The organism is Georgenia sp. Z1344, assembly GCF_057652375.1.
This window is the reverse complement of record NZ_CM172728.1, coordinates 2193461-2214263: the sequence shown is the minus strand read 5'-3', so window position 1 is coordinate 2214263 and position 20803 is coordinate 2193461. Positions and strand designations below refer to the sequence as shown.

At 71.4% G+C, this 20803-nt stretch carries 19 protein-coding genes, 3 tRNA genes and 2 pseudogenes; 10 read left to right on the top strand and 14 right to left on the bottom strand.

The genetic code is table 11. The annotated features are described in order from the left end of the window. Positions 1-6: 6 nt before the first annotated feature. A complete protein-coding gene (locus AC24FB_RS10000; RefSeq protein ID WP_425713786.1) occupies positions 7-366 on the bottom strand; it encodes a metallopeptidase family protein in 360 nt (119 codons plus the stop codon). 207 nt (positions 367-573) lie between these two features. Here AC24FB_RS10000 and AC24FB_RS09995 point away from each other — a divergent pair. The 3 genes from AC24FB_RS09995 (at position 574) to AC24FB_RS09985 (ending at position 892) form a co-directional block, all read left to right on the top strand. Further along, positions 574-646: transfer RNA gene (locus AC24FB_RS09995), tRNA-Glu, on the top strand. 63 nt (positions 647-709) lie between these two features. Further along, a tRNA-Asp gene (locus AC24FB_RS09990) sits at positions 710-783 on the top strand. 36 nt (positions 784-819) lie between these two features. After that, positions 820-892 (top strand) — tRNA-Phe (locus tag AC24FB_RS09985). Between the two features lie 53 nt (positions 893-945). Here AC24FB_RS09985 and AC24FB_RS09980 read toward each other — a convergent pair. After that, positions 946-2901, bottom strand: coding sequence for a peptidoglycan DD-metalloendopeptidase family protein (locus AC24FB_RS09980; protein WP_425713768.1), 1956 nt, complete (start codon positions 2899-2901; stop codon positions 946-948). Positions 2902-3168: 267 nt separating this feature from the next. Here AC24FB_RS09980 and AC24FB_RS09975 point away from each other — a divergent pair, with 267 nt between their 5' ends. Together AC24FB_RS09975 and AC24FB_RS09970 are read left to right on the top strand one after the other, a co-directional pair. Further along, a complete protein-coding gene (locus AC24FB_RS09975; protein ID WP_425713769.1) occupies positions 3169-3663 on the top strand; it encodes a phage holin family protein in 495 nt (164 codons plus the stop codon). Next, positions 3660-3971: a DUF3618 domain-containing protein gene (locus AC24FB_RS09970; RefSeq protein WP_425713770.1), complete on the top strand. Its 312-nt coding sequence runs from the start codon at positions 3660-3662 to the stop codon at positions 3969-3971. The genes AC24FB_RS09975 and AC24FB_RS09970 overlap by 4 nt, the downstream gene beginning before the upstream one ends. Positions 3972-4080: 109 nt before the next feature. On the opposite strand, the gene AC24FB_RS09965 is transcribed toward AC24FB_RS09970, so the two are convergent. Next, complete coding sequence (locus AC24FB_RS09965; RefSeq protein ID WP_425713787.1) at positions 4081-4296, bottom strand: BldC family transcriptional regulator; 216 nt, start codon at positions 4294-4296, stop codon at positions 4081-4083. A gap of 343 nt (positions 4297-4639) precedes the next feature. Here AC24FB_RS09965 and AC24FB_RS09960 point away from each other — a divergent pair, with 343 nt between their 5' ends. Continuing rightward, positions 4640-4837, top strand: a complete 198-nt coding sequence (locus AC24FB_RS09960; protein ID WP_425713771.1) for a DUF3073 domain-containing protein — start codon at positions 4640-4642, stop codon at positions 4835-4837. A gap of 336 nt (positions 4838-5173) precedes the next feature. Here the strand turns inward: AC24FB_RS09960 and purM are convergent, their stop codons facing one another. From purM to AC24FB_RS09940, 4 genes are all read right to left on the bottom strand, one after another. After that, entirely contained in the window at positions 5174-6346 is a 1173-nt protein-coding gene (purM, locus tag AC24FB_RS09955; protein ID WP_425713772.1) for a phosphoribosylformylglycinamidine cyclo-ligase, read from the bottom strand. Further along, positions 6343-7803 carry an amidophosphoribosyltransferase gene (purF, locus tag AC24FB_RS09950; protein ID WP_425713773.1) on the bottom strand — a complete coding sequence of 487 codons (1461 nt, stop codon included), beginning with the start codon at positions 7801-7803 and terminating at the stop codon, positions 6343-6345. Before purF ends, purM begins: the two co-directional genes overlap by 4 nt. Before the next feature lie 62 nt (positions 7804-7865). Next, a complete protein-coding gene (locus AC24FB_RS09945) occupies positions 7866-8399 on the bottom strand; it encodes a hypothetical protein (protein ID WP_425713774.1) in 534 nt (177 codons plus the stop codon). 118 nt (positions 8400-8517) lie between these two features. After that, positions 8518-9288, bottom strand: coding sequence for an SDR family NAD(P)-dependent oxidoreductase (locus AC24FB_RS09940; protein ID WP_425713775.1), 771 nt, complete (start codon positions 9286-9288; stop codon positions 8518-8520). 190 nt (positions 9289-9478) lie between these two features. On the opposite strand from AC24FB_RS09940, the gene AC24FB_RS09935 reads away from it, so the two are divergent. Both AC24FB_RS09935 and AC24FB_RS09930 read left to right on the top strand, forming a co-directional pair. After that, complete coding sequence (locus tag AC24FB_RS09935) at positions 9479-10033, top strand: GNAT family N-acetyltransferase (protein WP_425713776.1); 555 nt, start codon at positions 9479-9481, stop codon at positions 10031-10033. 194 nt (positions 10034-10227) lie between these two features. After that, positions 10228-11136, top strand: a pseudogene (locus AC24FB_RS09930) (LacI family DNA-binding transcriptional regulator); the annotation flags it as partial. A 432-nt stretch (positions 11137-11568) separates the two neighbouring features. Here the strand turns inward: AC24FB_RS09930 and AC24FB_RS09925 are convergent. Both AC24FB_RS09925 and AC24FB_RS09920 read right to left on the bottom strand, forming a co-directional pair. Continuing rightward, positions 11569-12204 (bottom strand): annotated as a pseudogene (locus AC24FB_RS09925) (xylulokinase); the annotation flags it as partial. A 171-nt stretch (positions 12205-12375) separates the two neighbouring features. Further along, a complete protein-coding gene (locus AC24FB_RS09920; protein ID WP_425713777.1) occupies positions 12376-13659 on the bottom strand; it encodes an alpha-hydroxy acid oxidase in 1284 nt (427 codons plus the stop codon). 389 nt (positions 13660-14048) lie between these two features. Between AC24FB_RS09920 and AC24FB_RS09915 the strand changes: the two genes are divergently transcribed. Then, positions 14049-14435, top strand: coding sequence for a hypothetical protein (locus tag AC24FB_RS09915; protein ID WP_425713778.1), 387 nt, complete (start codon positions 14049-14051; stop codon positions 14433-14435). A 107-nt stretch (positions 14436-14542) separates the two neighbouring features. Beyond that, a complete protein-coding gene (locus tag AC24FB_RS09910) occupies positions 14543-15502 on the top strand; it encodes an IS3 family transposase (protein ID WP_487560168.1) in 960 nt (319 codons plus the stop codon). Between the two features lie 101 nt (positions 15503-15603). Here the strand turns inward: AC24FB_RS09910 and AC24FB_RS09905 are convergent, their stop codons facing one another. From AC24FB_RS09905 to AC24FB_RS09885, 5 genes are read right to left on the bottom strand one after another with little or no spacing between them, the layout of a single operon-like run. Further along, positions 15604-16740, bottom strand: a complete 1137-nt coding sequence (locus AC24FB_RS09905) for an adenosine deaminase family protein (protein WP_425715527.1) — start codon at positions 16738-16740, stop codon at positions 15604-15606. Beyond that, a complete protein-coding gene (locus tag AC24FB_RS09900; RefSeq protein WP_425715528.1) occupies positions 16733-17818 on the bottom strand; it encodes an ABC transporter substrate-binding protein in 1086 nt (361 codons plus the stop codon). Before AC24FB_RS09900 ends, AC24FB_RS09905 begins: the two co-directional genes overlap by 8 nt. 41 nt (positions 17819-17859) lie before the next feature. Continuing rightward, complete coding sequence (locus AC24FB_RS09895) at positions 17860-18873, bottom strand: ABC transporter ATP-binding protein (RefSeq protein WP_425715529.1); 1014 nt, start codon at positions 18871-18873, stop codon at positions 17860-17862. After that, the gene (locus AC24FB_RS09890; protein WP_425715530.1) at positions 18870-19667 is read right to left on the bottom strand and encodes an ABC transporter permease; all 798 of its coding nucleotides are present in this window, start codon (positions 19665-19667) and stop codon (positions 18870-18872) included. The genes AC24FB_RS09895 and AC24FB_RS09890 overlap by 4 nt, the downstream gene beginning before the upstream one ends. Further along, positions 19664-20491 carry an ABC transporter permease gene (locus tag AC24FB_RS09885; RefSeq protein WP_425715531.1) on the bottom strand — a complete coding sequence of 276 codons (828 nt, stop codon included), beginning with the start codon at positions 20489-20491 and terminating at the stop codon, positions 19664-19666. Before AC24FB_RS09885 ends, AC24FB_RS09890 begins: the two co-directional genes overlap by 4 nt. Positions 20492-20803: the final 312 nt, after the last annotated feature.

The window sequence follows — 20803 nt, the reverse complement described above, 5'->3', positions numbered from 1 at the left end:
CGTGCGTCACCCCCAGCCGAGCTCGTGCAGCCGCTCGTCGGAGATGCCGAAGTGGTGGGCGATCTCGTGCACCACGGTCACGGCGACCTCGTCGACGACCTCCTCGACGTCCTCGCACCAGCGCAGCGTGGGGCCGCGGAAGATCGTGATGCGGTCGGGCAGGGAGCCTGCCCAGCCGTCGTCGCGGTCGGTCAGCGGCGTGCCCTCGTAGATGCCGAAGAGCTCACCCTCCTCGACGCCGTCCAGCTGCTCCGGCGTGGCCTCCTCCTCGATGAGGACCACCACGTTGTCCATCGCCGCCGCGAGCTCGGGCGGGACGAGGTCGAGCGCGTCGGCCACCGCCTCCTCGAACTCGGCCTCGCTCATCTCCACCACGGGGCCATGGTCGCACCCGGCCCGCGGTGGGCCCGGGACGGGGGCGGCGTCGGGACGGGGGTGGCGGCCGGGGTCGTTCGTCGTCGTCGGATGTTTGTCCGGGCATGACGGAGCGCACACCCGAACTGGTTGGAACCATCGCCGAACGCCACCTATGCTTGTCCAGGCCTCAGGACGCCTGGGCGACGGGAGTCTCCGGCCCCCATCGTCTAGCGGCCTAGGACCCCGCCCTTTCACGGCGGTAGCACGGGTTCGAATCCCGTTGGGGGTACGCTCCTTGACCGGTGAGTACCGAGCAGGTCAGCACGACAGCAGGATCAGAAGTACACAGCAAGGCCCTGTAGCGCAGTTGGTTAGCGCGCCGCCCTGTCACGGCGGAGGTCGCGGGTTCAAGTCCCGTCAGGGTCGCAGTCGAGCCGGTCGAACGGCCGCGCGTCGGCGCAGGGCTCTGTAGCTCAGTTGGTAGAGCGTCCGACTGAAAATCGGAAGGTCACCGGATCGACCCCGGTCGGAGCCACTGCACAGAAGGGGCCGGATCCCACGCGGATCCGGCCCCTTCTCGCGTCTGCGTCACGAGAAGCGGTAGATCCCGAGCGTGTCGGAGCCGTCGCCGTCCCAGTCGCCCACGTAGGTCTCGTCGGCGGCGCGGCCGTAGTCGATCTGGGTGTCGGCCCAGCCGGACTCCATCGAGTTGCGCACGAAGTAGGTGAACCCGCGGCGCACGGCGAAGGTGTCCTCGCCGTCGGCGTCCCAGTCGCCCACGTACACGTCGTCGCCGGCGCGGCCGTAGGAGATCTCGGCGTCGGCCCAGCCGGACTCCATCGTGTTGGACACGAAGAACTCGTTGCCCCGGCGGACGGTGAACGTGTCGGTGCCGTCGCCGTCCCAGTCGCCGACGAGCACCTCGTCGCCGGCGCGGCCGTACTGGAGGACGACGTCCGCCACGCCCGACGTCAGCGAGTTGCGGATGTGGAACTCGTTGCCCCGGCGCACGGCGAAGGTGTCGGTGCCGTCGCCGTCCCAGTCGCCCACGTACACCTCGTCGTCGGGGCGCCCGTAGTTGATAGTGACGTCCGGGTTGCCCGGGCTGTTGGTCTGGCGGATCCGGTAGGTGGCCTCGCGGCGGTAGGCCACGGTGTCGGTCCCGTTACCGTCCCAGTCGCCCACGTAGAACCGGTCGTAGTAGCTGCCGAAGCCGAAGATCGAGGTGGCGCTCGTCGTGAAGGTGTCGGCGAGGAAGAATCCCTCGTCGATCCCGTGCCGCACGCCGGGGGTGACCGCCACGGTCGAGTGGTGCAGCCAGCCGGAGCGGGAGCCGACGGTCACGCGGTACCAGCCGTCGATGAGGGCGTCGACGACGTCGATCCGCGCCCCCGCCCCGAGCGACGCCACCTGGTTGCCGGCGTCGAAGGCGCGGGAGGAGCGCAGGATGGTGGCCGCCGTCGTGCGGGCCTGGGGCTCGCCGGAGCGGACGGGCGAGACGTCGGAGGCGTGCGCCCAGCCGGTGACCCCGTTCGCGCGGACGCGGACCCAGTCGCCGGTCTTGTCGCCCGGCCAGCCGGTCATCGGGGTGAAGTTCGGGACGGTCGTCAGCACCCGGGCCCCCGACGACGCCGACGCCCGGATCGGGGTCGACCCGATCGCGTAGTACCGGCAGGTGGCGGGCGTGGTCATGGGGACGGCGCGCACGGCGGCCTCGCGCAGGTCGACGCCGCGGCCCGAGAACCAGCCGATCGGCTCGACGCGGGTGCCGCGCAGGTAGGCGTCGAGCCAGATCTCGAGGTGGAGGTGCGGGGCCGTGGACACGCCGGTCGAGCCGACGTCGGCGATCCGCTGGCCCGCGCGCACCGTGTCGCCGACCCGGACGTAGCGGTCGCGGTCGAGCGTGTGGGAGTAGCTGGCGAACACGTGCCGGCCGTCGATGGTGTGGCGCACGAGCAGCCACTCCCCCGCCACCGGGTCGTTGAGCTGGTTGACGACCACGCCGTCCGCGATCGCGTAGAGCGGCGTGCCGGCGGGGGCGCCGAAGTCCACGCCGCCATGGCTCGTCGAGCCGTACATGATCGGGATGCAGCGCGGGCCCATGTACGAGGTCAGCGCGTACGTGTTGCTGCCGAGCGGCCCGACGATCCCCCGGTTGCCCGCCGGCGGTGCGTCGATCTGGGCGAGCGGCCCTGCCGTGATCGGCGCGTTGCTGCGGGTCTGCGGGACGAGCTCGCCCTCGCGCAGGGGGTCGTCCGAGGGGGCCGGGTCCGCCGGGAGGGCGTCCGGGCCGGTGGCGCCGGGGGTGTCGGCGTCGTCGGGGGCGTTGCTGCTGTCCTCGGTCCCCGGGACGGTCGTGGGCTCCTCGAGGGCGGGGTCCTCGGGCGCGGGTTCCGGGGTGGTGGGGGCCGGAGTCGCCGCGGCGGGGCCGGCGGCGGCCGGACCGGCGAGCGTGAGGAGCAGGCCGAGCCCGACGGCGGCGCTCAGGCCGGTCGGGCGACGTCGCCCGGTCGAGCCGGTCGGGAGGGGAAGGGACGAGCGCACGGTGGTCCTCATGGTGGTCTGCGGGGTGGCCGGGGAAGTGGAGCCGCGCACAGCGTGCCACTCGCACCGGCTCCGGAAGCCGTTATGCGCGGGAGGTCGCCGGTTGTTCACCTCGGGGAGGTTGTGGATGGCGCCGACGGCCCGACGCGAACCGGCCGGTCGGCGCTGCGGTTGGGGTCGGGTGGCGCACACCATTACGCTGAGCGAGAGTCACACCAGGCGGCATCAACGGCCGCCGGTGCAGCGACACGGAGGAGATGATCCACGGTGAGCCAACCCGATCTGGGCGGCGTCGACCCCACGGAAGCGCGCCAGGCACCGGGGCTGTCCCCGAACGCCCCGAACGCCGAGCCGTCGGTCGGCGAGCTCTTCAGCCGGATGTCCCAGCAGGTCTCTGCCCTGGTCAAGGGTGAGATCAACCTGGCGAAGACGCAGGCGACCGAGAAGATCAGCAAGATCTCCAAGGGCGCCGTCTTCCTGGCGGTCGCGGGCGTCCTCGCGCTCTACGGCCTGGGCATGGTGTTCCTCACCGCGACGTGGGGCATCGCCGAGGCGCTGCCGCTGTGGCTGTCGGCGCTCATCGTCACGGTGGCGATCTTCCTCGTCGTCGGGATCCTCGCCCTCGTCGGGATCAAGACGCTCAACAAGCACAAGCAGTACAACGTCGCCCCGCAGGAGGGCCTCAAGGAGGATGTCGCGGCCCTGAAGAAGGGTCTCGGCAGCGACGACGACACCACCTCGGACGAAGGGTCTCAGCGATGAGCGAGGCGAACGGCTCCGCGCCGGAGAAGAAGAAGCAGTCGGCCGAGGAGATCCAGGCCGAGATCGAGCGGACCCGGGCCGAGCTGACGTCGACCGTCGGCGAGCTGTCCTACAAGCTCGACCCCAAGCGTCAGGTCGAGGCCGCCAAGGCCGGGGCCAAGGACGCCGTGGGCGGGGTGAAGGACAAGGCCACCGGCCTCGCGAAGGGCGTGAAGGAGGGCGACTCCGGCGCGCTGACGGTCGCCGGTGTGGCCGCGGCCGTCGTCGGCGTCTTCGTCATCGCCGCCATCCGCGGCAAGAAGGACTGACCGGAGCAGACGCTCCACGCGCCGAGCCCGCAGGCCCCGTCCCGAGCCCACCGACGCCGTCGGTGAGGTGGACGCACGACCTACGGGCTCGGCGTCGTTCTGTGCGGCCTCACCCGGCGGCGCGCTGCCTGGCCTCCGGGTCCAGCCCGACGCTGCGCATGAGCTCCTCGACCTCGTCGCGGCGGAACCGGCGGTGCCCACCGAGGGTGCGGACCGCCGCGAGCTTGCCGGCGTTCGCCCACCGCGTGACCGTCTTGGGATCCACCCGGAAGCAGGCGGCCACCTCGGCGGGTGTCATCAGGTCGTCGGTCGGCGTCGCGTCCATCTTCTGCATCCCTCGTCCCGGGTCGAGCGGTCCTCATCATCGTCGGCCTTGCACGGTCCGAAATCCTGGGCCCATGGTCCCGACATAAGGGACCACTCCGGCGGACCGGGCAGCGGTGGACGGCGGCGCATCACACCCCGCACGACGCCGAACAGCAGGGCGCTCCGGGCCGGCGCGTCGTCGTCGTGCACCCGTGGTGTGTGCCCAACGACGCCCTGGCGGGAATGGGCACCCGCCCCGACGGCGGGGTACGGTGGCCCCACGACAGACACTTGACCACTCAGCCGGGACCCCATCGTTCGCGATGCTTGCCCCGGTTCCTACGTTGGAGGGGGTCGGCTCCATGGGGCGCGGCCGTCAGAAGGCAAAGCAGACCAAGGTTGCCCGCGAGCTGAAGTACTTCAGCCCTGCGACCGACTACGCGGCACTCGAGCGCGAGCTCGCGTCCCGGGGAGACGGTGGCGACAACCAGAGGTCGTACGAGACGACTCCGGCGGCGGACGACGACGACGAGTGGGACGGCTACTCGGCCCGTTCCTGACGCCGAACGCCCGGTGACCGCCGGGCGAGGTCAGGGCGGGGCGTCACCACCCCGGTTCGTCGGACGAGGTCCACAGCGACACGGCGCGAGGCGTCGTCGGTTCGGCGTGCCCGCGGGCGCGGGAGGCGGCTGAGCCGCGCTCTCGACATGTGCGCGGGGCGGGCGGCGGCTCCCCACCGCAATGTCGGCGTGCACCAACCGCAATCTCGACGAGAGACGACGGCGCTGGACCGCACCCTCGACACGTGCGGGGCTCCCAACCGCAATCTCGACGTGCACCAACCGCAATCTCGGTGACGACCAACCGCAATCTCGACGAGGGAGAGCGAGCGGCGGTCAGGCGGGGCGGTAATTGCCCGTGAGGTGGACGGCTCCGCCGTCGACGCCCTTGGTTCCGCTGACGACGCGCGCGCCGTCGGGGGCCGAGCCGTCACCGAGCGCGATCTCGCCGATGACCCACGAGGGCACGTCGGCGTCCGCGAGCAGGACCATCGCCTCGTCGACGCGGTCGGCCGCGAGCACGGCCACCATGCCGACGCCGAGGTTGAGCGTCCCCTCGAGGTCGTCCCACGGCACGCGCCCGAGGCCCTGGAGCAGGCCGAAGATCGGCGGCACGGCCCACGAGCCGCGGTCGACGCCGGCGACGAGCCCGGCCGGCAGCACGCGCGCGAGGTTCGCCGCGAGCCCTCCCCCGGTGACGTGCGTGAACGCGTGCAGGTCGGCACCCAGCGCGCCGGCGAGGTCGAGCGAGGGGCGCGTGTAGAGGGCCGTCGGCTCGAGCAGCTCCTCCCCCAGCGTCCGGCCGAGCTCGGGGACGTCGCGGTCGAGGGCCCAGCCGGCCGCGTCCACCACCCGCCGCACGAGCGAGTACCCGTTGGAGTGCAGGCCCGAGGACGCCATGGCGAGCAGGACGTCGCCGTCGCGGACGCGCTCGGGGCCCAGCACGTCCTCGGCGTCGACCACGCCGGTGGCGGCGCCGGCCACGTCGTACTCGTCGGGGGCCATGAGGCCCGGGTGCTCGGCGGTCTCGCCCCCGAGCAGCGGGACGCCGGCGATCTCGCAGGCGGCGGCGATGCCCCGGACGATGTCGGCGATCCGGGTGGGCTCGACCTTCCCGCACGCGATGTAGTCGGTCATCAGCAGCGGCTTCGCACCGACCACCACGATGTCGTCGACGACCATCGCCACGAGGTCCTGCCCGATCGTGTCGTGCACGCCCATGGCCCGCGCGATCGCGATCTTCGTGCCGACGCCGTCGGTCGAGGTGGCGAGCAGCGGGCGGCCGTAGTCCTTGAGCGCGCTCGCGTCGACGAGCCCGGCGAAGCCGCCGAACCCGCCGAGCACCTCGGGGGTCAGCGTGCGCTGGACGGCGGACCTCATCAGCTCGACGGCGCGGTCACCGGCCTCCGTGTCGACGCCGGCGGTGGCGTAGGTGATGGCCTCCCCCGTCTCCCCGCCCGAAGGTGCGGGGACCACGGGGCGAGGCTCCGGCGTCGTGGGCGTGGTCATGCGGACACCACCGGGGTCAGTGAGGCGTTCTCGTGGCGGATCGGGTACGTGCCGGTGAAGCAGGCGGTGCACAGGCGCCCGGCGTCGACGGCGGTGGCCGCGACCATGCCGTCCACGGAGATGTAGCCGAGCGAGTCGGCGCCGAGGGAGGCGCGGATCTCCTCGACGCTCATCCCGTTGGCGATGAGCTCGGCACGGGAGGCGAAGTCGATGCCGTAGTAGCAGGGCCACTTGACCGGCGGTGAGGAGATCCGGACGTGCACCTCGGCGGCGCCGGCCTCGCGCAGCATCCGCACGAGCGCGCGCTGGGTGTTCCCGCGGACGATCGAGTCGTCGACGACGACGAGCCGCTTGCCCGCGATGACCTCGCGCATCGGGTTGAGCTTGAGCCGGATGCCGAGCTGGCGGATCGTCTGCGTGGGCTGGATGAACGTGCGGCCCACGTAGGCGTTCTTCACGAGGCCCTGGGCGAACGGCAGGCCGGACTCCTGGGCGTAACCGATCGCGGCGGGCGTGCCGGAGTCGGGGGTGGGGATGACGAGGTCGGCGTCGGCGGGGGCCTCGCGGGCCAGCGCCCGGCCCATCTCGGTGCGCGCGGAGTTGACGGAGCGGCCGGCGATCGTGGTGTCGGGGCGCGCGAGGTAGACGTACTCGAAAATGCAGCCCCGGGGCTCGGCCTCGGCGAAGCGGCTCGATCGCACACCGTCGGCGTCGATGGCGAGCAGCTCGCCGGGCTCGACCTCCCGGACGAACGTGGCGCCGACGATGTCGAGCGCCGCCGTCTCGGACGCCACCGCCCAGCCGCTCTCGAGCCGCCCGAGGACGAGGGGGCGGATGCCGTGCGCGTCCCGGGCGGCGTAGAGCGTGTGCTCGTCCATGAACACGAGCGAGAAGGCGCCGCGCAGGAGCGGCAGGACGGCCGTCGCGGCGTCGCCGAGCCCGCCCGCGGTGGCCGGCTCGGTGCCGAGGAGGTGTGTGATGACGGCGGTGTCGGTGGAGGAGCCCTTGCCGAGGTCGCCGCTGAGGTCCGTGCCCGAGCGCTCGCGGACGATCTCGAGGAGCTCGCGGACGTTGGTGAGGTTGCCGTTGTGGCCGAGTGCCACGGTGCCGGTCGCGGTGGGGCCGAGGGTGGGCTGGGCGTTGTGCCAGGCACGGCCACCGGCGGTCGCGTAGCGGGCGTGGCCGACGGCGAGGTGCCCCTGCAGCGACTCGAGCGCCTGGTCGTCGAAGACCTGGGACACGAGCCCGGTGTCCTTGTAGACGAGGATCGACTGCCCGTCCGAGGTGGCGATGCCCGCGGCCTCCTGGCCCCGGTGCTGGAGGGCGTACAGGCCGAAGTAGGTCAGCCGCGCGACCTCCTCGCCGGGCGCCCACACGCCGAACACGCCGCAGGAGTCCTGCGGGCCCTTCTCTCCGGGGATGAGCTCGTGCGAGAGCCGACCGTCGCCACCTGCCACGCCCGGCAGTCTCTCACGAGGGTGGGCGGTGGTTCGGGGAGCGTCCGCGGGGGGGGCGGTGCTCAGGCGGCCGCGGCGGTGCGGGCGGCGTCGGCGAGCGGGACGCGCGCGCCGGGCTCGACGCCGAGGAGCGTCGCCAGCTCCGCGTCCCGGATCGGGGCGGTGATGTCGCCCTGGCGCAGGAGGAACAGCACGTCGAGGATCTCGTAGCGCGGCCGCCCGTCGGCGAGCGCCTCGGTGAACCGGGACCCGCCGGGCACGAACCCGCACTCGACGGCGGCGAAGGTGCGCGGCGCGTCGTCGGCGCGGTCGTGGACACGCACGGACGCGACGACGTCGGCGACCGCCTGCCCGTACCGCTCCGCGTTGGCCCGCACCGCCTCGCCGACCGTCGCCGCCGCGCCGCCGAGCAGCTCGAAGCCGGGCCAGGACGAGTCGACGGCGCGGGCGACGAGGGCGTCCCAGTCGACGTCGGCACCGGCCCTGATCTCGACGCCGCCGCACGGCGAGAGGTCGTCGAGGTCGCAGGACGAGTCGTCGACGACGACGTCGAGGCGCTGGGCGTCGGGGTTCGTCGTCGGGGCGGTCGTGGTCATACCGCCATTGCACGCCGACAGCCGCGCGGCCGCAAGGGGTGGTGCGGTCGCTCGGCGATCGGGGCGGGCAGGGAGCGGGGCGGGGTTCGCCGTCGGGCGGGGTGTGTCGACCCCCGCGTCACATGGCGGTGTAGCCGCCCTCGAGCATGACCGTGCTGCCGGTCATGAAGTCGGACGCGGGGGCCGCCAGGTAGAGGACGAGGTCGGCGACCTCGACGGGCTGGCCGAATCGGCCGAGCGGGATCTTCGCCTTCATCGGGTCGCCCTTCTCGGGCGGGCCCCAGACCTGCTCGCCCATCGGCGTGAGGATGACGGTGGGGGCCACGGCGTTGACCTGGATGTTGTGCGGGCCGAGCTCGCCGGCGAGGACCTTCGTCAGCGAGATGAGGCCGCCCTTGGAGGCGGCGTAGGCGGCGTGGTCGTCGGCGGCGATGACGCCGGTCTGCGACGCGATGTTGATGATCTTGCCGCGCCCGCGTTCGATCATGCTCGGCGCGATCTCCTGCGTGAGGGCGAACGGGGCCGTGAGGTTGACGGCGAGCGTGAGGTCCCAGTCCTCCTGGCTCAGCTCGGTGTAGGGGGCGACGCGCGCGACGCCGGCGTTGTTGATGAGCACGTCGACGTGGCCGAGGAGCTCGAGGGCCTTGCGGCCGAGCTCGCGCGCGCCGGCCGGGGTGGTGAGGTCGGTGGGCACGAGGTGCGCGGTGCGGCCGTGGGCGCGGACGGCGGCGGCGGTGTCCTCGAGCGCGGCCTCGTCGCGGCCCGAGAGGACGAAATCAGCGCCGGCCTCCGCCAGGACCTGGGCGATCGCCTCGCCGATGCCGCGCGAGGCGCCGGTGAGGAGGACGGTCTTCCCCTCGAGCGAGAACCGGGTCCTGAGGTCCGACATGGGGTGCTCCTTCGTCGCAGCGTGGGCCCGCAGGGTGGTGCCGTGCGGGCGTGGGCCCGCAGCTCCGGTCGGTGCGGGTGCTCGGGAAGGTATGACCGGTGCAGACAGGTTGTCCACCCGGTGCTCAGATGTGGGTTCTGGTCCTCCCAAAACGAGGTGATCCGGTGCTCGGGCACGCACAATCAGAGGCATGCCTGATGTCGACCTGCCGTTCCGCTTCGCCGCCGGCGAGAGGGTCGCGCTGCGCAAGGCGATCGACCGGGACCTCGACGGTCTCGTCGAGCTGCGGTCCGACCCGGACGTGCGCCGCCACCTCGGCGGGGCGGTCCCCGAAGGGCGCGTGCGGGACCTGCTGACGGCCCGCAGCATCTCGTGGTCCACGGAGGGCTCGGGCGAGTTCGTCGTGGCCGACGCGGAGTCGGACGACCTGCTCGGCATGGTCGTCCTCGACCGCCGGTCCGCGACCCGACCCGGGCACGTGCGCGACGAGGGCGAGGAGCTCGAGCTGTCCTACGTGCTGCGTCGGTCGGTGTGGGGGCGCGGGCTCGCGCGCGAGGCGGCCGGCCTGCTCCTGCGGGAGGCCGCCGCGCACCTCGAGGACCAGCCGGTGCTGCTGGTGAGCACGGTGGACAACGCACGGTCGATCGGGCTCGCCAGGCGGCTCGGGTTCGAGGACGCGGGGACCTTCACCGAGTTCGACGCCGAGCAGTGGCTCGGGAGTCTGCGGCTCGGTCGCTGGGCCTGACGCTCCCCCGTCTGTTGCGCATATCTGCGCATCCGCTCCACCTGCTTGCTCTCCTCCCGACGCAGGTGCACCGTCATGCGCAAACGTTTCCGCATCGGCAGTGACGCCAGGACAGACCCGGCATCCCCACGACCGCCGCCCCGCCGAGGGGCGCGGCGAGCATCTCCGGCGCGGACCTCGACGAGGAGGACCAGGTGGGCATCAGGGAGGTCGCTCGAGCCGCGCACGTCTCGGTGACGACCGCGTCCCGCGCGCTCAACGGCACCGGGCGCGTCGCGGAGACGACCAGAGAGCGCGTGCGCGCCGTCGCCGAGGAGCTCGGCTACCGCCCCAACGAGCTGGCCCGTCAGCTCAAGCGCGGGAAGAGCTCCTCGGTCGGGATCGTCGTCCCGGACATCACCAACCCGTTCTTCTCCGAGCTCGCCCAGGGGGTCCAGGAGGTGGCGGCCCGCCACGGCGCGGTCCTGCTACTCACCGCGACCGGCGCCGACCCCGGACGGACAGCCGAGGCGATTGCTCAGATGCGGGCACGCCACGTCGCCGGAGTCGTCCTTGTCGAAGACCAGCTCGACGACGACCGGCTCGTCCGGGCGCTGGACGGCATGCGGTTCGTCGCCCTCGACCGCGAGCTCGACCCGAGCCGCGCCACGTCCGTGACCAGCGACCACCGGTCCGGCGGCCGGCTCGCTGTCCAACATCTCTTCGACCTCGGGCACCGGCGGATCGCCCACGTCGGGGGACGGCCGGAGATCGCCGTGGCGAGCGAGCGCGCCGCCGGCTATCGGGAGGGTCTCGCAGCCGCCGGGATCGACGTCGACCCGACGCTCGTCGTCGAGGCGGACTTCGAGGAGGAGGCCGGCTACCAGGGCACGCTCCGTCTCCTCGCCCGCGGCACCGACCTCACCGCGATCGTCGCCGTCAACGACCTGGCCGCCATCGGGGCGATCCGCGCGCTCGACGAACACGGCCTCGCGGTACCGCACGACATCAGCGTCGTCGGCTTCGACGACATCCACCTCGCGTCCTACGTGCGACCGGGGCTCACCACGATCCACCAACAGATCGACGAGCTCGGGCGGCAGGCCGCCGAGCTGCTGCTCGACGACGAACAGGAAGGGCGTTCCCGCATGCTCGATGTCCACGTGGTCACCCGAGGGACCACCGCACCGCCTCCGGCCGTCGCTGCCGATCGGCGCCTGGGAGGCCTGGAGCGTGATGAGGTCGTACGGGCTGAGGTCGAGGGCCTCGGCCGCCGTCACCTCGGGCTGGCCGTAGGTGTCGCGCCACCACCGGAGCACGACGCCGGCGGCATGCGCGGTGCCCTCCATGTCCCAGCGGTGCGGGATCGCGTGGGCGCCGAAGGAGACGCCGCTGTCGAGGTTCGCCGCCATGTCGGGGGCCTCGTCGAGCTGGGCGACCATCACCGCCGCCGTGCCCAGCGAGAGCTCGGCCATGCCGGCCTTGTTGACGGCCGAGCCGACGGCCGCGCACTGCTGGTCGCCGCCGCCCGGCGAGAGGACCGTGCCCTCGGCGAAGCCGGTGGCCAGCGCGCCGGCCGCCGAGACCGCACCGACGGGCCGCAGGTCGTGGACCATCGGCGGCATGAGGTCGAGGTCGAGCCCCGCCCGCTGGAACAGCTCCGGGGAGTAGTCGAGCGTGGTGAGGTCGAACATGCCGTTGTAGTTGAGCGCCGACGGGTTGGCGAAGAGCTCGGTCGACCCGAGCCGGTGGAGAATCCACTCCTGGCCGTTGAGGATCTTCCACGTGCGGTCGTAGATCTCCGGGCGGCGGTCCTTGAGCCACTTGAGCTTCGGGTAGACCCACAAGCTCGAGGGGTTGAGGCCGGTGATGCGGCAGTACTCGTCGGAGCCGATCTCGTCGTTGATCCACTGCGTCTCTGCGGTGGCGCGGCCGTCCGACCAGACGATGGCGTCGCTCAGCGGCTCCCAGTCCTTGTCGACCGGGACGAACGAGCCGCGCTGCGAGGAGACGCCGATCGAGACGATGCTCGTCAGATCACCGCGGAACCGGCTGGTGGCCTGCTTCGAGGCGAGGCAGACGCCCTCCCACAGCTCGTGCATGTCCTGGTCGACCCACCCGGGGTGCGGGTGCTTCGTCCGGTACTCGGCGTAGCCGCTGCTCATGACGTTGCCGTCGCGGTCGAAGATCATGACCGTCGTGCCGGTCGTCCCGGCGTCGATGCCGGCGAAGTACTTCTCCATCGGGGCCTCCCCAGGCGGTTGCGTCGTTGCGTTTCGACACTATCCGAGGGGAGTGGTGGGCCTGAGGGTGGGTGCGAGCGCAGGCGGAAGAACGCGCTTATGTGCGGGGGACGTTCCCGCTCAGACCGACGACGCCGACCTCGCCGGCACCCCACCAGCCACACCACCCGGCACCGCGCGCGGGACGAGGCGCTGCAACTGCGTGACGTGCCGCGGCTCGAGCTCCTCGACGGATGCGACCTGCAGCAGCTTCATCGTGCGGACGACCTGCTCGGAGAGGATCTGGATCGCGCGATCGACGCCGTCGCGCCCACCGGCCATGAGCCCGTAGAGGTACGCGCGCCCGACCATCGTGAACCGCGCACCGAGCGCGAGCGCGGCCACGATGTCGGCGCCGTTCATGATCCCGGTGTCGAGCGCGATCTCCGTGTGGTGGCCGACCTCGCGCACGACCTCGGGCAGGAGGTGGAACGGAACCGGTGCACGGTCGAGCTGACGACCGCCGTGGTTGGACAGCACGATCCCGTCGACGCCCAGGTCGACGAGCCGCCTGGCGTCGTCGACGGTCTGAACGCCCTTGACCACCAGCTTCCCCGGCCACATCGAGCGGATGGTCGCGAGGTCGTCGTCGTCGATCGTGGGGTCCATCGCGGAGTCGAGCAGCTCGCCCACGGTGCCGCCCGTGGAAGACAGGGAGGCGAACTCGAGCTTCGGCGTCGTGAGGAAGTCGTACCACCACCAGGGCCGCGGGATCGCGTCGGCGATGGTGCGGAGCGTGAGGCTCGGTGGGATGGAGAAGCCGTTGCGGGCGTCGCGCAGGCGGGCGCCGGCGATCGGGGTGTCGACGGTGAAGAGCAGCGTGTCGAAACCGGCCGCAGCCGCGCGCTCGACCAGGTTGTACGACGTCTCGCGCTGCCGCATGACGTAGAGCTGGAACCAGTTGCGGCCCGTGGGGTTGGCGGCGCGGACATCCTCGATCGACGTGGTGCCGAGGGTGGACAGGGCGAACGGGATGCCCGCCGCGCCGGCCGCCCCCGCGCCCGCGCTCTCGCCCTCGGTCTGCATGAGGCGGGTGAAGCCGGTGGGCGCGATGCCGAACGGCATGGCGGACGGTCCGCCGAAGATCGTCGTGCTCGTGTCGACGGTCGAGACGTCATGGAGGATCGACGGGTGCAGCTCGACGTCCCGGAAAGCCTGCCTGGCCCGCGCGAGCGACAGCTCGGCCTCCGCGGCGCCGTCGGTGTAGTCGAAGGCGGCGGCGGGCGTGCGGCGCTTGGCGATGCGGCGCAGGTCCTCGATCGTCAGAGCCGAGGCGAGCCGCCGCTTCTTGAGGTCGAGGCTCGGCCGCCGGAGCTGCACCAGCTCGAAGATCTCGCTGGGGCGGGGGAACTGCCGCTGGACCATGGTCCGACCTCCTGGGCGATGAACGATCACGCACGTGCCCGACGTCGGACGCGTGCCACCCAGCACGCTACCGCTCTGCGCGTGGTGCGGTGGACGCGCGCCGGGGTTCTCCCGATACCTCCGCTCCCCTTCTCGGCACCCGCGCCCCCTCTGCGCCGAGGCCACAGGTTGTGCGCCGACCCCGATGATTGTCGCCGAAGCTAGATGTTGGGTGCCTACCCCGAGGGTTGCCGCCGAACCTAGAGGTTGTGCGCCGACCCCGAGGGTTGTCGCCGAAGCTAGATGTTGTGCGCCGACCCCGAGGGTTGCCGCCGAACCTAGAGGTTGTGCGCCGACCCCACCCACGCCCCCTGTGTGTCAGCCTGGGTGTGAGTCGATCGAGGAGGTCGATGTTGGCACGTCTGCGCACTCCGCAGGAGAAGGCTGAGTTCGTGGCCGAGTACCTGGTTGTCGAGCACGGTCAGAAGTTGGCATGGCTCGCAGAGAGGGGGATCGACTCGCGAACGATGAGTCGTTGGCGTAAGGCGTTCTTCTTTGGCGATCTGGATGCCGAGCTGATTCCCAGGGACACTTCCTTGATGGATGTCGCTGGTGGAGCCAAGTTCAAACAGCTCGAGGTCCAGCTCGCGGCGGAGAAGGCTGCGCGGGAGGCCGATCGGCGGGAACACGCCGCTGAGATCGAGCGACTCCAGGAGGTCAACGATGCGCTGGGAAAAGCTATCGGGCTCTTGCACGACCGCGCCGGCGAGCAGCAGGAGCCCAAGGACGAGAGCTGAACCCAACCACCGGCTCGGGTACGGCGACGGGCGGTTCGGACTTCATCGCGTTCGAGAACGAGCTGGTCGCTGAGATCAAGAGCTATGGGACCAGTCAGCGCGCCACCTTGGAACTGCTCGGGATCAGTCGCGCGACGTGGCACTACCGCCGCCATCCCCGCGACCGGGTGCCCGGTCCGGTTCCGCAGGCACGGCGGGACTATCCCAACCGGGTCACCGACGCCGAGCGGGAGCAGATCCTGGGACTGATCGCCCAGGGGTTCGCCGTCGGTCGCGGCGTGTACTCGTCGTGGCACGACGCGTTGGACGCGGGCGATCCGATCGCCTCGCTCAGGACGTGGCACCGGCTCGCCGCTGCTCATCTGGGGCCGCAACGGCCCAGCCGGCCCCGGCGCCGGCGGCGGGCCAGCGCGATGCCGCAGTTCCGAGCCACCGCGCCCAACCAGGTCTGGTGCTGGGACATCACCAAGCTCGCGGGCAAGTACCACGGGCAGTGGCTCAGTCTCTATCTCGTCATCGACGTCTTCTCGCGCCTGGTCGTGGGCTGGCGGGTTGAACAGGGCGAGGACGATGACCTGGCCCGAGCGATGTTCGAGACCGCGTTCGACGCGCAGGGCACGCACCCGCAGATCGTGCACTCCGATGGCGGCCCGTCGATGATGTCCGACACCCTGTCCGACCTCTACCGCGAGCTGGGCATTACCCGCTCACGTAACCGGCCCCGGGTCTCCAACGACAATCCGTACGCCGAATCATGGTTCAAGACAGCGAAGTACCAGTCCCGCTATCCCGGCTGGTTCCACGACATGGCCCATGCTCGTCGCTGGGCCACGACCGTGATCACCGACTACAACACCACTCACCGGCACACGTCGCTCGAGGGCCACACACCGCAGAGCGTCCATGACGGCAGCTGGCGCACTGTCCATCACCAGCGACAGTCCACTCTCGAAGACCTGGCCGCCCGCCACCCCGAGCGCTACCCCCGCACCCCCCGAATCAGAGCACCGTTAGCGAACGTCACTCTCAACACCGAACAATCAACCCAACGACTCCAAACAGGTTGACACCTTCCGGCCGTCACCTGGTTCGGCGGACAGGTACACGGGTCGGCGGACGAGTACATGGGTCGGCGCGGGAGGGGAGACCGGCCCCACGTCCAGCCGGTCTACTCCTGTCCTCCTGCCAGCGCCTCGGCCTCGCGACGAATGTCGGAGCGCAGCACGTCCTTGCCCGCCTCCGGCAGCCAGCTGGCCTCCACCCCCGCGAGTGCCATCGCGGCGAGCTTCTCCAACCCCACCCCGACCTGGTCGTGCAGGATCCGGTACTCGCTGAGCAGCGTCGTCGGGAACATCCCCGGGTCGTCGCTGGCGGGGAAGACGTTGAGACCGGCGTCGAGCATCGCGCGGATGGAGGCACGCCGCCACGGCCGCCACGAGCGCCGCGACGTCGTCGAGACCACCGTGAACGCGACCTGCTCGTCGCGCATCCGCGCCACCACGGCGTCGTCCTCGAGGACGAAGTACCCGTGGTCGAGCCGCTCGCAGCCGAGGACGTCGAGGCAGGTGACGGCGTTGCGCGCGCTCGGCACGTGCTCGGACGTGTGCGCGGTGCGCCGCAGCCCGGCCTCCCCCGCCAGGCGGTAGGCGTCGACGAACCGCTCCGGCGGGCCCGAGGTCTCGAGGTTGTCCAGGCCGATCCCCACGAGGTGCTCGTGCGGGTGGTCCACGACGGTCCGGATCCACTCCAACGCCTCCTCGCCGGTCCCCGACCGGTCGACGGCGGCGAGCATCCGCGCGGTGATCCCGAAGTCGCGCTCGGCCAACCGGATGCCCTCGGCGTAGGCCTCGACCATCTGCGCGTACCCCAGGGCCTCGATCTGCGGCGGTGGCCGGTCGATGGAGAACTCGACGTGCCGGGTCCCGGAGACGGTGTGTGCGTCCTCGAGGGCCTCGTAGACGATCCGCGTGAGGTCGTCGGGCCCGCGCAGCACCTGGCGAACCCAGTCCGACGCCTCGAACAACGAGTACGACCGGTCGGGCTCGTCGTCGCTGCGTCCCTGCGGCATGGGGATCCGCGTGTCGAGGTACAACGACGGGTCGGGCGGCGTCGAGTTGATGTCGGCGAAGATCCGCTCGGGCGCATCGGGCAGCGACAGCCCCTCGCGGCGCGCGAGGTCGCCGAACGTCGTCGGCCGCACGGTGCCGAGCAGGTGGCAGTGCAGGTCCACCTTGGGCAGGCGCCGGAGGAAGGCCTCGGCGTCGGGCCCGACGTCCGCCGTCACGGCTCCTGTCGCCTCAGCCACCAACAACCTCCCGCGCGAACCGCTCGACCCACTCGTTGCGGTTCGGGGTGATCTCGTTCGGGTCGAGGGTGGAGTAGCCGGCAGCCTCGGGGTCGTCGGCGACGTCACCGACGACGGCGGTCAGCTCCTCGGGCATCTCCACCTCGAGGTTGACGGGCAGGTCCCCGACGAGCTCGGCGCTGGCCTGCTGCGCCTCGAGGGAGAGCAGGTAGTCGATGAACTGGTGGGCGCCCTCGACGTTGGGTGCCTCGCTCGGGACCATCGCCCGGTTGGTCGCCATGTAGCGCCCCTCCGCCGGCGGCGTCCATCCGACGTTCTCGCCCGCGGCGACCAGGTCGGTGGCGAACCCGTTGAGCGCGGCACCCGCGACGATCTCCCCCTGGGTGAGCAGGTTCGTCATCTCGGTGCTCGAGCCGTAGAACTGCAGCACGTTCGGGGACCACTCGGCGAGCGTGGAGAACGCCGTGTCGACGTCGTAGGGGCCGGCACCGTAGACCTCGCCGATGGCGGAGACGGTGAGCTGGCCGGAGGTGACAGCGATGTCGGGCAGGACCACGCGCCCGGCGTTGGCCTCGTCGCCGAAGATCGCCCAGTCGGCGGCCTCCTCGGCGGAGAACGTCTCGGTGTCGTACATGATCCCGTTGAGCTGGTAGCTGTACGCGGGACCGGTGAACCCCTCCTCGGTCGCGAACGGCGCGATCTCTTCGAGCGCCGGCACGTCCTCGGCGGTGACCTGCTGGAAGAGGTCGTCCTCCTGGGCGATCGCCGCGTACGTGTCGGAGATGAGCATGACGTCGATGCCGGAGTCGCCCTCGTCGAGCTGCAGCTGGGACAGACGGTCGGCGTTGGATCCCGTCTCGATCTCCACCTCGATGCCGGTGGCCTCGGTGAAGGGGTCGACGACGGCCTCCGTGAAGGGCTCGACGTTGAAGGGGAACGTGCTGACGACGATCGTGTCGGCGTCGCCCTCGGAGTCTCCCCCGCCGCCGCAGGCGGCGATGCCTGCGGCGGAGAGCACGACGACGGTGGAGAGGGCGAGGACGCGGCGGCGGTCGGTGGACCGGCGGCTGGGTGACATGGACTGTTCCTTTCGGGGGCCGCGGGTGCGGAGGGCGACGGTCAGGGGGCGACTGCGACGAGCCGCGACTCGGGGACCTGGACGCGGACGGGGTCGCCGGCGTCGAGGTGGGGTGCCGTGGTGGCGCGCAGGTCTGCGAGGAGCTCGACGCGTTCGCCGGAGGCGTCCTGGGCGGCGACCTTCACGAGGACGTCGACCCCGCGGTAGGCGACGTCGAGGACGGTGCCGTCGAGCGCGAGGCCCGAGGAGGCTGTATCGCTCCCCCGCGCCCCACCGGCCGGATCGAGCTCGATGTGCTCGGGGCGCGCGGTGAGGAGCTGTCCACCGGCGTCGTGGAGGAAGTTCTCGTAGCCGAGGAACTCGGCGACGAACCGGTTGGCGGGCGCGGGGAAGACGTCCTGCGGCGCGCCCTGCTGCTGGATGCGGCCGTCCTGCATGAGCACCATCTCGTCGCTCATCTCGAGGGCCTCGTCCTGGTCGTGGGTCACGAGCACGACGGTCAGCCCGGTCTCGGACTGGATGCGCCGGATCTCGGCGCGCATCTGGATGCGCAGGCGGGCGTCGAGGTTGGACAGCGGCTCGTCGAGCAGGAGCAGCTCGGGGCCGATGGTGATGGCACGCGCGAGCGCGACGCGCTGCTGCTGACCGCCGGAGAGCTTCTTCGGCTTGTTGCCGGCCAGGTGGGCGAGACCGACGAGCTCGAGGGACTCGGTCACGCGCGTCCTGCGCTCGGCAGCCCCTACTCGACGCACCTTGAGGCCGTAGCCGACGTTCTCGGCCACGGTCATGTGCGGGAACAGCGCATAGGACTGGAACACCATGCCGAGGTTGCGCTTCTCGGGCGGGGTGCGGGTCGCGTCCTTGCCGCCGATGAGGATCTGTCCCGACGTCGGGGCGAGATAGCCGGCGAGCATGCGCAGGGTGGTGGTCTTCCCGCAGCCGGAGGGTCCGAGGAGCGTCGTGAGCTTCCCCTCGGGGATGGTGAGGTCGATCGAGTCGACGGCGGTGAAGTCGCCGAACCGTTGGGTCACGCCGACGAGCTGGGCAGCAGTCATCCGTTGATGCCTCCGAAGACCTTGGCGAACCCGAGGGTCCGTTCGGTGATGATCGCGACGAGCACGGTGCCGGCGAGGATGAGCACCGAGATCGCGGCGATGATGGGCGTGTAGCTCTGCTGGACGTAGTCGAGCATCACCACCGGGAGCGTGCGGAAGTCGCGGCTCTGCAGGAGCAGCGAGAGCGGCACGTTGTTGAAGGACGCGACGAAGCTGAGCAGCGCGGCCGAGAAGATCCCCGGTCGCAGCAGCGGCAGCGTGACCGTGAAGAAGGTCCGTGCGGGCCCGGCGCCGAGACCGCGGGCCGCCTCCTCGACGGCGGGGTCGATGAGCGCGAGGGACGCCCCCGTCACCCGCACGGCGTAGGGGAACATCAGCACCGTGTGACCAAAGAGGAGGACCTCGAAGTTGTCGAGGTCGAGGCCGAGCATGAGCTGCTGGTAGAGCGCCAGACCCACGACGAGCTCGGGCACGATGAGCGGCGAGAGGAACAGGCCCTCGACGAGCCCCTTCCCGGGCAGGCGGCCGCGGTGGATCGCCAGCGTGACGGGCACGCCGAGCGCGAGCGCGATGACGGTCGCGAGCAGCCCGAGCTGGAGGCTGGACACGAGCGAGGTCATGAACGGCTCGTAGCTCACCGCCTCGGAGAACCAGCGCAGGGACCAGCCCTCGGGCGGGAAACGGAGCGTGCTGCCGGCGGAGAACGCGGTGACGACGACGAACAGGATCGGCACGATCATCACGATGTAGCCGAGGACGGCGAGCGCCGCGGCGACGGGTCGGCGGTTGCTCATGCGATCGCCCCTCTGCGGCCGACGAGTGCGGACAGGCCCGAGATGGCGAACACGAGGATCGTCATGACGAGCGCCGTCGCGCTGGCGGCCGCCCAGTCGATGGTGGTGCTGGCGTAGGTGTAGAGCTGCGTGGCGAGGACGCGCTCGCGCGAGCCGCCGAGGAGATAGGGGGTCGTGTACGCCGTGATGGAGCCCGCGAACACAAGGACCGAGGCCACGACGACGCCGGGCAACGACAGCGGCAGGACCACCGTCCAGAAGGTGCGGATCCTCCCGGCACCCAACCCGCGGGCGGCGTCGTCGAGTCCGGCGTCGACCTGGGCGACCGCCGAGTACGAGGCGACGACGGCGAGCGGCAGGAACAGCTGCGTGAGCCCGAGGACGATCGCGAGCGGCGTGTAGAGCAGCTGGGGCGCCTCGTCGACGAGCCCGAGCCGGAGCAGGAGCTGGGGAACCGCCCCCTGCGAGCCGAGGACCACGAGCCAGCCGAAGGTGCGGACCACGGAGCTGAGCAGGAGCGGGAAGATCGCGAGCGCGAGGAGCACGCCCGACCAACGCGACGTCGACCGGGCGAGCAGGTAGGCGATGGGAAAACCGAGGAGCAGGCACAGGATCGTCGTGATGAGCCCGAGCAGCAGCGTGCGGCCGATGATCGCGAGGTCGTAGGGGTCGCTGAGCATCTGCCCCAGGCGGGCGAGGACCTCTCCGGGCCCGATGTCGGGCGGGGCCACGAGCATCGCGACGGACGGCACGAGGAAGCCCACGAGGAGGACCGCGAGACCGGGGAGCAGCAGGAGCGCGGTCGTGCCACGGGTCTGGCGCACGAGTTCCTCCTTCGGGTGGGGCGTCGTCACTGACGGTCGGCCGCTCGACGCCCCTGTGGTCCAGGACTCGGCGCTTGGCGACCGCAACCGGTTCCACAACCGGTTACGGTGGGACTATACATACCGGGCCGCCCGGTGGCGATGCCTGTCTTGCGCCAGCGGGGGTGGTGATGCCGGCGTGGTCCGGGGTGCGTGTCGGCGTCGTCGGACCCGTTCCGGGGCGAGACGTGCCGACGGTGCCGTTCGGGCGGGAGGTGCGTGCCGACGTCGTCGGTGCGGTTCACGCGCGAGGTGCGCGCAAGCGGGGAACAA

Excerpts from the sequence above, each read along its gene's own strand:
- AC24FB_RS09970 (WP_425713770.1), top strand. The coding sequence starts at position 3,660 with ATGAGCGAGGCGAACGGCTCCGCGCCGGAGAAGAAGAAGCAGTCGGCC.
- AC24FB_RS09935 (WP_425713776.1), top strand. The coding sequence starts at position 9,479 with ATGCCTGATGTCGACCTGCCGTTCCGCTTCGCCGCCGGCGAGAGGGTC.
- AC24FB_RS09945 (WP_425713774.1), bottom strand. The coding sequence starts at position 8,399 with ATGACCACGACCGCCCCGACGACGAACCCCGACGCCCAGCGCCTCGAC.
- AC24FB_RS09900 (WP_425715528.1), bottom strand. The coding sequence starts at position 17,818 with ATGTCACCCAGCCGCCGGTCCACCGACCGCCGCCGCGTCCTCGCCCTC.
- AC24FB_RS10000 (WP_425713786.1), bottom strand. The coding sequence starts at position 366 with ATGAGCGAGGCCGAGTTCGAGGAGGCGGTGGCCGACGCGCTCGACCTC.
- AC24FB_RS09915 (WP_425713778.1), top strand. The coding sequence starts at position 14,049 with ATGTTGGCACGTCTGCGCACTCCGCAGGAGAAGGCTGAGTTCGTGGCC.
- AC24FB_RS09890 (WP_425715530.1), bottom strand. The coding sequence starts at position 19,667 with ATGAGCAACCGCCGACCCGTCGCCGCGGCGCTCGCCGTCCTCGGCTAC.
- AC24FB_RS09960 (WP_425713771.1), top strand. The coding sequence starts at position 4,640 with ATGGGGCGCGGCCGTCAGAAGGCAAAGCAGACCAAGGTTGCCCGCGAG.
- purM (WP_425713772.1), bottom strand. The coding sequence starts at position 6,346 with ATGACCACGCCCACGACGCCGGAGCCTCGCCCCGTGGTCCCCGCACCT.
- AC24FB_RS09895 (WP_425715529.1), bottom strand. The coding sequence starts at position 18,873 with ATGACTGCTGCCCAGCTCGTCGGCGTGACCCAACGGTTCGGCGACTTC.
- AC24FB_RS09940 (WP_425713775.1), bottom strand. The coding sequence starts at position 9,288 with ATGTCGGACCTCAGGACCCGGTTCTCGCTCGAGGGGAAGACCGTCCTC.
- AC24FB_RS09965 (WP_425713787.1), bottom strand. The coding sequence starts at position 4,296 with ATGGACGCGACGCCGACCGACGACCTGATGACACCCGCCGAGGTGGCC.
- AC24FB_RS09920 (WP_425713777.1), bottom strand. The coding sequence starts at position 13,659 with ATGGTCCAGCGGCAGTTCCCCCGCCCCAGCGAGATCTTCGAGCTGGTG.